The 13,235-nt window shown below is 57.2% G+C and carries 13 protein-coding genes; 10 read left to right on the plus strand and 3 right to left on the minus strand.

What is annotated here, in order from left to right; translation table 11 throughout:
- Window positions 1-26 precede the first annotated feature (26 nt).
- From AC2FID_RS05590 to rpsD, 3 genes are all read left to right on the plus strand, one after another.
- Entirely contained in the window at window positions 27-815 is a 789-nt protein-coding gene (locus tag AC2FID_RS05590) for a hypothetical protein (RefSeq protein ID WP_496835823.1), read from the plus strand.
- A 417-nt stretch (window positions 816-1,232) separates the two neighbouring features.
- The gene (locus AC2FID_RS05595) at window positions 1,233-1,733 is read left to right on the plus strand and encodes a hypothetical protein (protein WP_496835824.1); all 501 of its coding nucleotides are present in this window, start codon (window positions 1,233-1,235) and stop codon (window positions 1,731-1,733) included.
- Between the two features lie 200 nt (window positions 1,734-1,933).
- Window positions 1,934-2,554: a 30S ribosomal protein S4 gene (gene rpsD / locus AC2FID_RS05600; RefSeq protein WP_058275494.1), complete on the plus strand. Its 621-nt coding sequence runs from the start codon at window positions 1,934-1,936 to the stop codon at window positions 2,552-2,554.
- Between the two features lie 278 nt (window positions 2,555-2,832).
- Here the strand turns inward: rpsD and AC2FID_RS05605 are convergent, their stop codons facing one another.
- Complete coding sequence (locus AC2FID_RS05605) at window positions 2,833-3,294, minus strand: Lrp/AsnC family transcriptional regulator (RefSeq protein WP_496755295.1); 462 nt, start codon at window positions 3,292-3,294, stop codon at window positions 2,833-2,835.
- 103 nt (window positions 3,295-3,397) lie between these two features.
- Here AC2FID_RS05605 and AC2FID_RS05610 point away from each other — a divergent pair, with 103 nt between their 5' ends.
- The 4 genes from AC2FID_RS05610 to AC2FID_RS05625 all read left to right on the plus strand — a co-directional run bounded on the left by AC2FID_RS05610 (window position 3,398) and on the right by AC2FID_RS05625 (window position 7,713).
- The gene (locus tag AC2FID_RS05610) at window positions 3,398-4,813 is read left to right on the plus strand and encodes an aminotransferase class V-fold PLP-dependent enzyme (protein ID WP_496835827.1); all 1,416 of its coding nucleotides are present in this window, start codon (window positions 3,398-3,400) and stop codon (window positions 4,811-4,813) included.
- A gap of 64 nt (window positions 4,814-4,877) precedes the next feature.
- Complete coding sequence (gene hisC / locus AC2FID_RS05615) at window positions 4,878-5,963, plus strand: histidinol-phosphate transaminase (RefSeq protein ID WP_496835829.1); 1,086 nt, start codon at window positions 4,878-4,880, stop codon at window positions 5,961-5,963.
- Window positions 5,960-6,880, plus strand: a complete 921-nt coding sequence (locus AC2FID_RS05620) for a prephenate/arogenate dehydrogenase family protein (protein WP_496696203.1) — start codon at window positions 5,960-5,962, stop codon at window positions 6,878-6,880. The genes hisC and AC2FID_RS05620 overlap by 4 nt, the downstream gene beginning before the upstream one ends.
- The gene (locus tag AC2FID_RS05625) at window positions 6,877-7,713 is read left to right on the plus strand and encodes an extensin-like domain-containing protein (protein WP_496835832.1); all 837 of its coding nucleotides are present in this window, start codon (window positions 6,877-6,879) and stop codon (window positions 7,711-7,713) included. The genes AC2FID_RS05620 and AC2FID_RS05625 overlap by 4 nt, the downstream gene beginning before the upstream one ends.
- Here AC2FID_RS05625 and AC2FID_RS05630 read toward each other — a convergent pair.
- Window positions 7,710-8,711: a DUF2125 domain-containing protein gene (locus AC2FID_RS05630; protein WP_496835834.1), complete on the minus strand. Its 1,002-nt coding sequence runs from the start codon at window positions 8,709-8,711 to the stop codon at window positions 7,710-7,712. The genes AC2FID_RS05625 and AC2FID_RS05630 overlap by 4 nt on opposite strands.
- A 67-nt stretch (window positions 8,712-8,778) precedes the next feature.
- Between AC2FID_RS05630 and AC2FID_RS05635 the strand changes: the two genes are divergently transcribed.
- From AC2FID_RS05635 to AC2FID_RS05645, 3 genes are all read left to right on the plus strand, one after another.
- Window positions 8,779-9,309 (plus strand): gamma-glutamylcyclotransferase, encoded by a 531-nt coding sequence (locus tag AC2FID_RS05635; protein ID WP_496835836.1) that lies wholly within the window; start codon window positions 8,779-8,781, stop codon window positions 9,307-9,309.
- A gap of 69 nt (window positions 9,310-9,378) precedes the next feature.
- On the plus strand, window positions 9,379-10,557 hold the full coding sequence (locus tag AC2FID_RS05640) for a biopolymer transporter ExbB (protein WP_282118959.1): 1,179 nt from the start codon (window positions 9,379-9,381) through the stop codon (window positions 10,555-10,557).
- Between the two features lie 3 nt (window positions 10,558-10,560).
- A complete protein-coding gene (locus AC2FID_RS05645; RefSeq protein ID WP_496835838.1) occupies window positions 10,561-12,261 on the plus strand; it encodes a peptidoglycan -binding protein in 1,701 nt (566 codons plus the stop codon).
- A gap of 25 nt (window positions 12,262-12,286) precedes the next feature.
- On the opposite strand, the gene AC2FID_RS05650 is transcribed toward AC2FID_RS05645, so the two are convergent.
- The gene (locus AC2FID_RS05650) at window positions 12,287-13,174 is read right to left on the minus strand and encodes a YHYH protein (protein ID WP_496835840.1); all 888 of its coding nucleotides are present in this window, start codon (window positions 13,172-13,174) and stop codon (window positions 12,287-12,289) included.
- Window positions 13,175-13,235 lie beyond the last annotated feature (61 nt).

Consider the following 13,235-nt stretch of genomic DNA (forward strand, 5'->3'; position numbering starts at 1 on the left):
GCCAAGGACGAGCGGGACGTATTGTATTGAAGGTCGTAATTCATCAAGGTTTCCATAAAACGGGCACAACGACCCTGCAAAAGACGCTCTCGAAAAATCGGGAATACCTGAAAGATCGCGTGAATGTTCTATTGCCTGATGACTTGCAAGAAGCCAGCCTGGCTGCACGGCGGTATGCGGTCGCCCCCAAGGATCGCACCCTTCGCAATTTCGGAGCAATCGTTCGCGAGGCGCTGAAGCCTTTTGCGGACCATGGTGGCAAACCCCTGCTGATCAGCAATGAAGAATTCGCTGGTTTGATCCCCGGTCGCAAAGGGGTTTGGTCATATGAGCAAACGCACGTTCTTGCCAAAATTCTGTTGGATGAGGTCTTGCGCCTGACTGATGCCGGGGATCGCATTATCTTTCTATTTACGACCAGAAACGCGGCTGATTGGATCAGAAGTACGTATTGGCAAAACCTTCGCAGCCACAGAATCCGCGAGGATCTGACACAATACGGCAAGGCGTTGCAACAGGGTGCAGATCTTGAGGCGGTGGTCCGCCGCGTGAAAGAGGTGGTTTCACCGCGCGCCGAGGTGGAATCTGTCAACGTTTCTGGTCCGGACGATCACGATTTCCCGTTGATTAAGGCACTGTCCATTCTAAACGTGAGATCCGATAGGCTCATCACAAGTGACAATCGGAACGTCCAGCCAGCCGGAGGCACGGACTATTTTCTGGACCTGAACCGATCGAATTTGAGCGATGAAGAGGTAGCGGCCGCGAAACGAGCTTACTTGGACAAGCTGAAGCGATCGAATGGCATCCATTGATGAGTTGAAGCAAGGGCAGGCCCAGATTGGTACCACTGCCCAATTTAGTTGCTGTAATGCAACGATCGGACGTCTCAAATCGGATGCCCTGATAGGATTGGATGAACCAGAATATCATGGTTTCCGAAATACCGCTGGGAATTGGTGGTGCATGAAGAGCGAATACCTTAGGTATAATTTGCAATTTAAAAACAAATATTTGAGTAGAGAATCGCTTTGAGCTTTCTTGAGGTTGGTCCATCGCCTTTTTTTCAAAAACAATCTAAGGTTGAATTTATTTCACTTTTAGTATCAGTTTGACTTGACACACCGGAAACATTTACGTGATTGCTGCGCTTCGGTCTCTTTTCCGCCAGATTCTGTCCTGATAAGAAGGTGCAGTAAGCAGTGATTTGTTGAAAGGTACAGGCGGATACAATGACAGCCGGGGACAGCGGTCGCATATCCATTTCGTGGACGCAGACAGAGTTAAACGGACTTGAGGCGGCGCCTCAGTCTTTTTTGAAAATCGGAGCCGCATGGTCGTGGCGTGGGCAGGCTCTTTCATTGGCCAGTCCGGCCGAGCAGGGCCTTGTGTTGTCAGGCCAGGCCGAAGTTTATTCCTCAAAATTGCAAAGCAGCATAGCACCGTCGCCGAATCTGGCGGACGGGGCGCTGGGTCGTATCGTTCTGACCAATGGCGCGCAAAAGTACACGGCGCTCCTGTTTTTGGTCGCCGGAGAAGCAAACCCAACGCTGGTTTTTGAAAACGGGTATCCCGCGCGCGATCAGGAATTCTGGGTCAGTGCGTATACCGAGTTTGAATGCGAAAGCGACTCCAGCCTCCCAGACCAAACTGTTGTCGCTTTCCCGACACGGTCGCCGATGGACAATGGTTGGGAAAACGCAGTTGCGGGCGTCCGAAGCGTAGCAGACTAAGGTTCCAACCAGGCTGCCTGCATTCGCACATAGCAAAAAATCCATAGCCGTGTTGACTCCGCCAGTTCTGCGGATATAAGCGCGGCTTCATTGGTGTTGGTGGGCCCCGTAAGGGGATTCCTGTCATGGGGGAAACCTCAAGAGGACAACGCCCTTCATAGTGGCCTTTGTGGGCCTCGACCTAAAGAAGGAGATCAGCCGTGACCAAACGCACGTCTGCCAAGTACAAAATTGACCGCCGGATGGGTGAAAACATCTGGGGTCGTCCGAAATCCCCGGTCAACCGTCGCGAATATGGCCCCGGCCAGCACGGCCAGCGTCGCAAGGGCAAACTGTCGGACTTCGGTCTGCAGCTGCGCGCCAAGCAGAAGCTGAAAGGCTACTATGGCGACCTGACCGAGAAGCAGTTCCGCCGCATCTACGCCGAAGCCGTACGTGTGAACGGCGACACCGGTGAAAACCTGATCGGTCTGCTGGAGCGTCGTCTGGACGCTGTTGTCTACCGCGCCAAGTTCGTTGCGACCGTCTTTGCTGCACGTCAGTTCGTGAACCACGGCCACGTCAAAGTGAACGGCAAGCGGGTCAACATCCCCAGCTACCGTGTCAAAGAAGGCGACGTGATCGAAGTACGCGACAAGTCCAAGCAACTGGCTGTAGTTCTGGAAGCCGCTGCTCTGGCCGAGCGTGACGTGCCTGACTACATCGACGCCGACCACTCGAAAATGACCGCGACCTTCGTTCGCGCGCCGGGCCTGGGCGATGTGCCTTACCCGGTCGTCATGGAACCGAACCTGGTCGTCGAATTCTACGCGAAGAACTAATCTTCGCCGACATCCAGAATTCCAGGGCCGCGCAATTTGCGCGGCCCTTTTTTGTTTGGACATGCGATGACGCGTATTGGGTTTGAAGGCTGATCCAGCAAGTTGCATCTCGGCTATTAGAAAATATCCACCGAAGTGCCCCAATGGAACGCCTGCAGTGGGTGGGAATGCTGAAGTACACGCTTGGGTGGCGCAGGCTGTGTTTTGAATTGAACGCGTAACAACCTACGAGCAGTATTCCAGCCTGACCATTGAAGAAGTCCGCCGAAGGCGCTGGGTCAAATTGGCAGGGGCCTGCTTTCGGCGATGGCCTCCATCGCAAAGTACGAGGTCACACTGTCTAGTTCGACCTTGTCGATCAATCGCTGATACACCTTGTCATATGACGTCATATCTTGCGTGACGACTTTCAACTGATAGTCATAGTCGCCACCAATGCGGTGAAAATCCACCACCTCGGGGATGGTTAGGACATGGCTTCGAAAGGCTTGCAGCCATTCCGCCGAATGGTGCCGGGTGCGCAGCATAACAAAGACCACAAGGTTCAGCCCCAATTTTTCGCGGGCGATCCGCGCGGTCGAACCGGTAATGACGCCATTTTCGTTCAACGCCTTCAGCCGCCGCCAACAGGCATTTTGCGACAACCCGACCCGGTCCGCCAACTCACGCTGGGACAGTGTTGCGTCTGTTTGAAGTTCGCGAAGGATGCGCTTGTCAATATGATCTAATTTTTCTGCCATAAAGAAGCATATGACACAAAATTTTAGATATCTACCAAAAGAAAGGTGAAGTTTCTGCATCCCTATTCAATCATATTTGGTGATGCAATACGGAGAATTAATCATGACCTTGTCCAAATTTCGCGCAGACCTCCAATCCACCACTCGCAATTCAACCCTGCGCGACGGGCTGATCGGAGAGAATGTTCTGATCCCCGGTCTGAATGGGGACGTGCCGCTGGTTTATGCGGACTACGTCGCTTCGGGTCGTGCGCTGCAGCAGGTAGAGGATTTTGTCGCCCATGAGGTGCTGCCTTTTTATGCCAACAGCCACACTGAGGCCTCCTATTGTGGGTCGTATATGACCCGTCTGCGCCGCGAAGCGCGCGCGGAAATAGCCCGCATTGTTGGAGCAAAGGAAGACGACGCGGTGATCTTTACCGGGTCCGGCGCCACTGCGGGTCTTAACCGGCTGGTCAGTTTGATGGGAATTGAGGGGGCTGACCGGCCGGTTGTTTTGATCGGGCCGTATGAGCATCATTCGAACATCCTCCCCTGGCGGGAAAGCAAAGCGCAGGTCATCGAAATCCCCGAAGCGCCCGAAGGCGGCGTTGATCTCGGTGCACTTGAACGGACATTGGTGGACAATGCCGATTCCGATCTGATTGTCGGTTCTTTTTCCGCTGCCTCTAACGTAACCGGCATCATTACAGACCCGGACCCGATCACGCGGCTGCTCAAGTCTCATGGCGCTGTTTCGATCTGGGATTACGCTGGTGGTGGACCATATTTGCCGATGGACATGGGGCCGGAAGATGCGCGCAAGGACGCCATCGTAGTATCCCCGCACAAATTCCCGGGCGGCCCGGGCGCGTCCGGTGTGCTGATCGTCAATCAGAACGCAGTTCGCCGCACTTGCCCAAGTTGGCCTGGTGGCGGCACTGTCAGCTTTGTGTCGCCCTGGCGCCATGACTACAGCGAGGATTTGGCCACGCGAGAAGAAGCCGGAACACCCAATGTGATCGGAGATATTCGCGCCGCGCTGGCCTTCATCGTTAAGGATGTCGTCGGCACGGATGAAATTGCTGAACGGGAAGCCCGGTACAATGAAATGGCATTGAAAGGGTGGGGCGACAATCCGAACCTGACTTTGCTAGGTACTGAAAACCCGCATCGTTTGCCGATCTATTCTTTCCTTGTGCGGGACAACTCTGGCCAGCCGGTGCATCAGCAGCTGTTTACCCGGATGCTCAGCGACATCTACGGCATTCAGGCGCGCGGTGGTTGCGCGTGTGCCGGGCCATATGCGCATCGCTTGCTGGAAATCGACCGTGAAACGTCCACTGAATTGCATGCTGCTTTGTCCGCAGGGGAAGAGATGAAGAAACCCGGATGGGTCCGCCTGAATTTCTCTTACCTTATGAGCGAGGAGACGGTTCAGTTCATCATCGATAGCGTCAATGATCTGTCCCACCGGACTGAGGAATTCACCCCTTATTACAACGCGGACCCGGCGACCGCCCGCTTCAAAGCGGCGTGACGGAATTGCCGCTTTTCTCAACGCGTTGAGACGGGTATGAGAGGCTCCAACAACGGAGCCTCTTATGAACAAGATCACCCCGCAGCCCGGCATTATGGACATCGCGCTCTATCAGGGCGGCCAGTCGCATGTGGCGGGGGTAGAGCATGTGATCAAGCTCAGCTCCAACGAAAACCCGTTCGGTCCCAGCCCCAAGGCGATCGAGGCCGTGCGCGATAGTGCGGCGACGCTGCATCGGTATCCCAGTACCGATCACGCAAGCCTGCGCTCAGCGATTGGTGAACGGCACGGGTTGGACCCGGCACGACTTATCTGCGGCGTTGGCAGTGATGAAGTGCTGCAATTCATTGCCCAGGCCTATGCCGGACCGGGTGATGAGGTCATCTATACCGAGCACGGGTTTTCAATGTACCCGATCATCGCCCGCATGGCCGGCGCGACACCGGTGATGGTGGCCGAGCGCAATCGCCACGTGGATGTCGAAAACATTCTGGCCGCCGTGAGCGATCAGACCCGGATCGTGTTTGTGACGAACCCGGGCAACCCGACCTCGACTATGATCCCCGAGGCTGAGTTGCTGCGTCTGGCCGAAGCATTGCCTAAGACCTGCCTGATGGTGATCGACGGGGCCTATGCCGAGTTTGTCGATGGGTTCGACGGTGGTGCATCGCTGGTGGATCGGTTTGACAACGTGATCATGACGCGGACCTTTTCCAAGGTGTACGGTCTGGGCGGAATGCGTGTCGGTTGGGGCTATGCTGCGCAATCGATTATCGACGTACTGAACCGGGTGCGTCAGCCCTTTAACCTGTCCTTGACCGCTTTGGCGGCAGCAGAGGCTGCGGTGAATGACATAGAATTCCTGTCCTATTGTCAGGCTGAAAATGCGCGCCTGCGGGTGTGGCTGTCGGAAGAACTGGCCAAGATCGGCGTGCCCTCGGATGCGTCCTGCACCAACTTTATCCTCGCCCGCTTTGCCGATCGGGCAGAGGCTGAGGCGTGTGACGACTATCTGAAGACACAAGGTTTGATCGTGCGCCGTGTGGCGGGCTACAACCTGCCAAACGCTTTGCGGATCACCGTGGGCGACGAAGAAGCCTGCCGCCGCGTTGTTGCGGCCATCACCGCGTTCAAAGGGGGCGTCGCATGAGCCAAGTTTACGACCGTGTGGCCTTGATCGGGCTTGGCCTGATCGCCTCGTCCATGTTCTGGGCGATCAAACGTGCCGGGCTTGCTGGCGAAGTGACTGGCTATGCCCGATCCGAGACCACCCGCGACACGGCCCGCCGCATCGGCTTGTGTGATCGCGTCTGCGATACCGCGCAAGAGGCGGTCGAGGGCGCGGATCTGGTCGTTCTCTGCGTTCCTGTCGGCGCGATGGGCGCTGTGGCAAAAGATATTGCACCTGTCCTGAAACCCGGGGCGACGGTGACTGATGTCGGCTCGGTCAAGCGTCACGTTATTCAGGCCGTCGGGCCGGTAATCCCGGATGGTGTGCATTTCATCCCCGCGCACCCCCTGGCAGGAACTGAGCATTCTGGCCCGGAATCGGGTTTTGCAGAACTCTTTGACAACCGCTGGTGTCTTTTGGTCCCGGTTGAAGGCTCGGACCCGGATGCGATTGCCCGTTTGCGGGCGCTTTGGGAAGGCATGGGGTCAAACGTTGATGAGATGGACGCGGATCACCATGATCTGGTTCTGGCCGTCACATCGCACGCGCCGCACCTAATCGCCTATACGATGGTGGGCGTTGCGGATGATCTGCGCCGGGTCACCGATACCGAGGTCATCAAGTATTCCGCCGCAGGATTCCGAGACTTCACCCGCATCGCGGCCTCTGACCCGACCATGTGGCGGGACGTGTTCCTGACCAACAAGGATGCGACGCTGGAGATCCTTGGCCGGTTCACCGAAGAACTGTTTGCACTGCAGCGCGCGATCAGAACAGGTGACGGCGAGCAGTTATTCGACTATTTCACCCGTACGCGCGCCATCCGCCGCGGCATCATTGATGCAGGCCAGGATACGGATGCGCCTGATTTCGGACGGGGAAAAACGAACCCATGACGCAGGGCTGGAGAACCATTCTGACCGGATTTGCAGCGCTTTGCGCAATGTCAACTCAGGCTGGTTCGCTGGAACGTTCGTTAATACCGATATCGCGACCTCAGGCTACACTTGCGGTCCTTAGCAGCGCAGTGCCTCAGCTGCCTCCGGCCACCATACGACCAGAATTGCGGCCGGATTCACCGCAGGTTTTGGCAGCAGCGGCACGGCCTGCAGAGCTGCCTCTGCTTGGCCCGGACACGTCGCTGATGCCTTACTTGCGGCCCAAAGCCTTGGAGCAGGAGGCGTTGTTCAAAAAGCGCAAACTGCGTAAGGGGTCGGTATGCGGCGACATCGATATTCAGGGTAAGCCTGTCGGGACGGTACCGGGCAGGATCAAGGCTTGCGGGATCAAGGACGCTGTTCAGATCACCTCGGTCTCAGGTGTGACGCTTAGCCGTCCCTCCACGATGGATTGTGGAACGGCAATTGCGCTGAACAAATGGGTTGAGAAAGCGGTCAAGCCGACGTTCAAGCGACGCGGGCCTGTGGTTCAATTGCAGGTTGCCGCACACTACGCGTGTCGGACGCGCAACAACCGGAAGGGCGCCCGCATTTCCGAGCATGGAAAAGGCCGCGCGATTGATATCTCGGCCTTCAAGATGGCCGATGGAGAGGTTGTGACGGTCCTGAATGGCTGGCGCAAGAACCCATCGCAAAAACAACTGGTCAAGATCTGGCGCGATGCATGCGGGCCGTTTGGCACCGTATTGGGGCCAAACGCGGACCGGTATCACCGGGATCATTTCCATCTGGATACAGCCCGCCACCGTCGCGGGCCATACTGCCGTTAACGCAGGATCAGGCGGGGCGCAGGCCCCAGCGGCAACGGCCCCAGCGCCACGAAACCGTCCCGGAAGTTAAGCTGCAGATCCAGCGCATTTGGGTTCCCACCCAGCCCGGCCATGAAATTCAGCGCTCGTGTCACAGGATCAACGGCCTGATCGGGCAGGGCGCCTGCAGCATTAGCCATGGCGATCATGTCACGCCAGTTTTCAGCTTTGACCGCAATCTCGCCCGTTGGGATGCCCTGGTGGTCGATATCAAGCTCGCCTGCTGCAAACAAACGCAAAGCGCCCCATTTCATCTCGGCAAGGTTCAGGTCAATCTTCACCGGCTGTGGTCTACCCTGCTCCAGAGCCGTACGATCCCACGGTTTGTTGAACGTGGCCGTCATGTCCAGTTCGAGCGTCTCAAACGCCTGCGGCAATGTGGTCGCGGACCGCATCAAATCGCGCAGACCATCTCCCGGGGTGAACCCGTCTATTCGAGCGCCGATGGCGTATGTTACCGGAATAGAGGTCTGTTCCATAACCAATGTCAGCGTATCGCCGCCAGCCAGCGCTTCGGCATCATCGGTGATCAACCATGAACCCGCGGTCAAAGCCATTTTTTCCAGCACCAGCGCCACACCGGGTTGCAGCTGCAGCTCGGCTTGCAGATCGCTGGCTTCAATGGTCGCCGTCTGATCAAAATAGGACAGGCGCTGATGGGTGTCAGCAAAGCGCAGCACCTGGCGTCCGGGCCAGATGGCGGGACTTTGGAACTCAATCCAATCCGCGCTCCACGCGGTGCCGTTGACCGGGTCTGCCAGAGCAGGACTGTTCAGGCGCGTAACGTGACGAAACGGATACCCGGCTGTCGAAACATCGGAAAAGTCCGCCTGCCAGCCTTGTTCCTGCTGATTGTCGAACCAGGCGATGATTGCGTTGCGCAATCCGAATCCGGCGACGAACCAATAGGCGCTCCAGATAACCGTTAAGAAAATGACTACTCGTATTAGACCGCGCATGGCAGTTGGCCCTTTTTCCCGCGTTGAATTTGATGTTTATAGGCCGAAACGGGCAAGGACCAGAGCTATGACGATGTGGGTTTTCGGATATGGATCATTGCTGTGGAATCCGGGCTTTCCGGTGGCACGCAGCGAACACGCCACGCTGCATGGGTATGCCCGGTCATTCTGCATGAGTTCAATTCACCACCGCGGTACCGAAGAACACCCCGGCCTTGTACTGGCACTGGACGAACAGGCCGATGCCAATTGCACCGGCTTGGCACTTGCGGTCGAGGCCGGCCATGAAGAGCGCACCTTGCATGAATTGCGCGAGCGTGAGCTGATTTCGTCAGCCTATGTCGAGAAAAACCTTGATGTGCATTTGAACAACGGCGAAGTCGTCACCGCCGTGACTTATGTGATCGACGCAGAACATGTCCAATACTGTGGTGGCATGTCGTTAGAGGAGCAGGCGCAGATCATTGCACATGCGATTGGCGGGCGCGGACCGAATACGGAATATCTGTATAATACTGCGGAACATCTGGCCGAGATCGACCTGCGCGATCCTGATCTTGAGTGGTTAGCGCAACGGGTACGCAGTATCACAGCATAAACCCTTGGCGTCACCGGCGGATTTTGGCTAGATTCAAGCCAGAGCAGGCAAAAACCGGGAAACACGCGCATGGCGCAGGCACATCAGGGCGCGAGACCCCATTTCTCGCATCCCATCCGTCAGATTGTGATGATGTTGGTCGCAATTGGTCTGGCGGGGTTGGGCGTCTTCATGGCGCTGCCTTATGTGCTGCCGGTGTTTCAGGCCAACCCGTACCTGAACGGTTTTATCATTCTGGTTTTCATAATCGGCGTTTTTGCCTGTTTCTTTCAGGTGACACAGCTGATTGGCTCGGTTCGCTGGATCGAGGCTTTTGTTGGCGGCGTTGTTCGCGAGGACGCGCGCACGCCGCAATTGTTGGCGCCCCTGGCATCGTTGCTGCGGGAACGTGGTGCCCGGTCACAGATCAGTTCCAGTTCGACCCGGTCGATCCTGGATTCGGTTGCAGAACGCGTCGAGGAAGAACGTGAGATCACGCGCTATATTACCAATGTTCTGATTTATCTGGGCCTTTTGGGCACGTTCTTTGGATTGGCGACCACTGTCCCAGCTATTGTCGACACGATCCGCAGCCTGAACCCGCAAGAGGGCGAAGAAGGACTGGCCGTGTTCAACCGCCTGATGGTGGGGCTTGAGGCCCAGCTACAAGGAATGGGCGTGGCATTCGGTTCGTCCCTTTTGGGCCTTGCCGGGTCTCTGATCGTCGGGTTGCTGGAACTGTTCACGGGTCACGGTCAGAACCGGTTCTACCGCGAGCTTGAGGAATGGTTGTCCTCAATCACCCGTGTTGGCTTTGCCGCGGCTGAGGAGGGTGGGGCGGAAATTGCGGTCCTGACACCCGTTCTAGACGCGATGTCTGAACAGATGGACGCGCTGCAAGACCTGTTTTCGGGGCAAGAGGCTGATCGCGCCACCGTGTCGGTCAAGCTGGGCCAGTTGGTCGACGCGATTGGTGAGATGAATGTGCGACAGTCTGAATCCGAAGGGGTGACAGCCGCATTGGAACGCGTGGCCCTTGGGCAGGACGCCCTTCTGGATCACATGCGTGATCAGGGCACGGGTGAAGGAATTGACGCCGAAAGCCGGATGCGCCTGCGGTCGATGGACGTTCAGCTATTGCGCATCCTCGAAGAAATCTCGGCCGGTCGTCAGGAAAGCATGAGCGAACTGCGCAAGGATATCGAATTGCTGGTCAAAGCTCTGACATTGCCCCGAGGCGCCGTGCGCACCGCTCCGGAAGGAGAGTAATCCATGGCTCTGTCCCGTCGCACAGGTCAGCGTTTTCAGGGCTCGGTTTGGCCGGGTTTTGTTGACGCGATCACCGGTTTGCTGATGGTGCTGACCTTCGTTCTGACCATCTTTATGGTGGTGCAGTTCGTGTTGCGCGAAACCATTTCCGGGCAAGAGGACGAATTGACCGCCCTGTCGGACGAAGTCGCAGCGCTGGCCGGGGCATTGGGATTGGAGGAGCGTGAGAATAACCGCCTGGAGGCCCGTCTTGGCGCGTTGAACACGACCCTGTCGCAAACTGAAGATACGCTGGCGCGGGCCGAAGTGGACCTGGCCTTGTCGCAGGCACGTATCACGGATTTCGAGGCGCAGGTCGCCGCACTTCTGACGGATCAGGAGCGGGCGCGCGGTGCTATTGCAACACTGGAATCCCAGCGCGCCAAGTTGCTGGAGGACCAAGAGGCGCTGAACCTCGCACTGGCGCAAAGCCGATCTGAGATCGACGAACAGGCCGAAGCCGCCCGGCTGGCTGCCGCCCAACGCGAGGCGCTGGAGGCGTTGGTTGCGGATCTTGAACAAAGCGACGCGGCGCAATCCACCCGGATCAGTGAACTGGAAGAACAGATCAGTGCGGAAGAGGCCGCCAAGCTAGCCGAAGCTGCAGCTGCCGAGAACCTGCGCAACCGTCTGCAGGATGCAGATGCCGAGTTGACAGCAATGACACTGGCCTTGGAAGCACAGCGCAAAGAAGCTGAGGATACATTGACCCTGCTTGCCGCAGCACAAGCCGCCAGGGCCGAGCTTGAGCGCCAGTTCGGTGCGCTGGATGCGGACGAGTTGCAGGCGCAACTACAAGCCGCTTTGGCTGCGCAGACCGCGGCACAGGCCGAGGCACAATCGCAGCGATCATTAGCCGAAGAGCGTGCAAACCTATTGGCTGTGGCCCGTGAAGCGATCTCGGCGGAGAAAACGATTTCCGCAAAAGCGCAGCGAGAGACGGCGTTGTTGAATCAACAGATGGCGGCGCTGCGCCAACAACTTGGCGGGTTGCAGGCGTTGTTGGACGACTATGAAGAACGCAACGCCGCTTCGGACATTCGAATTCAGACCCTGGGTCAGGACCTGAACGCAGCTTTGGCCCGCGCGGCCTCGGAAGAACGTCGCCGGCGCCTGCTGGAAGAGGCTGAGCGTGTCCGGCTTGAAGCCGAGGCAGAAGCTCTGTCTGGACAAAATCAGGAACTGGCGGCGCAGGCCGAAGATCTGCAGCGCTATCGGTCAGAGTTCTTTGGAAGACTGCGCGACGTTCTCGGGGATGAAGAAGGCGTTCGGATCGAAGGCGACCGTTTTGTATTCTCGTCCGAGGTCCTGTTTGACACGGGTTCGGCCGTCTTGTCACCGGCCGGGCAGCAGGACATCGCCAAAGTGGCCAATATCCTGCGCAGCGTGGCGGCTGAAATTCCCGAAGGCCTAAACTGGGTGATCCGCGTCGATGGTCACACCGATAACGTGCCACTTGCCGGGTCCGGGCGCTATCGCGACAATTGGGAGCTTAGTCAGGGCCGCGCCTTGTCCGTGGTACGCTACATGGTCGATGCGCTGGGCATCCCGCCGAGCCGGTTGGCCGCAAACGGTTTTGGTGAGTTCCAGCCCGTAAATCCGGCAGACACCCCGGAGGCCCGGGCACAAAACCGCAGGATCGAGCTGAAACTCACCGAAAGGTAACCGAGACACTCGTTAAGGGTACGGGTCAGCGACGAGCAAACCGAAAGCTGTTATCTGGCTTACCCGCAAAGCAGCGCGGGACGACCGGGTAACTTTCAGTCAGGAAATAGGCATACGTTCCAGATGGATATTCAGGCGAAATCGTAAAGGCTCCGTTACATTCATCCAGATTTCCGGCGCCTGCTACATAAGCGTAGTCCTCATTGAACGTGCCATCATGCTTTCCGTCGGGAGCGCTTCCTCCAGGGCGGTTGCCGCTTTTCAATCTGTACGACGCCTCCATTTGCGTCACTTTCCCATCCAAAACGCCGGTCATTGCGTAAATCGGGAAGCCGTCCGCCGCGTATCCGATCAGCGGTGAATGTCGGCTGGGTGTATAGTTCAGCAGCTCAATAAAGCCCGTGGGGATGCCGTGGTAATGATATTTTCCATTGGGTTGCACATGGGCATAGTTTTCGTCGAACCCCAAAGTAACCGCGCCTCCAAGCGCATTGTAGGACCAGCCTGAGCGGGGATTGCCCTGCCAGAACTCTGCGGCCAACGGGTCGAACACGACGCCGTTCAGAGACACACCAAAGTTCCATCCCATTTCAAGCGGGGTGGTGGATCGATTGGATTTCGGGTTCGTCGGTACTTTCAAGTTGACGCGCTGCTCGGAAATGCTGTGCGGATTGCCTTGGTTCGGAAAGCGCCCGACAAGGTGATCGGGGATCCCGTTGGCCGAGACGCGTATACTTTTGCGGGTCTCAGAGATTTCAGAGTGGCTGCTGCCCGGATCAACCGTTGCGGGCTGCAGGCGCAATGGCTGCGTTTCCGTTTCGTCATGATACCGAAATCTATGCTGAGCGGTTGCTATGGCGGCAACGGCAGAAAGGGCGAATGCTACGCTCCAAACGGCGACGGTTTTGGTCATCAAAATCCCCTTTGCAATTTATCAGTGATAATGAAACGCGCAGGTTTGGCTGTTCCGTCGA

Source organism: Ruegeria sp. CDSC068 (assembly GCF_059610545.1).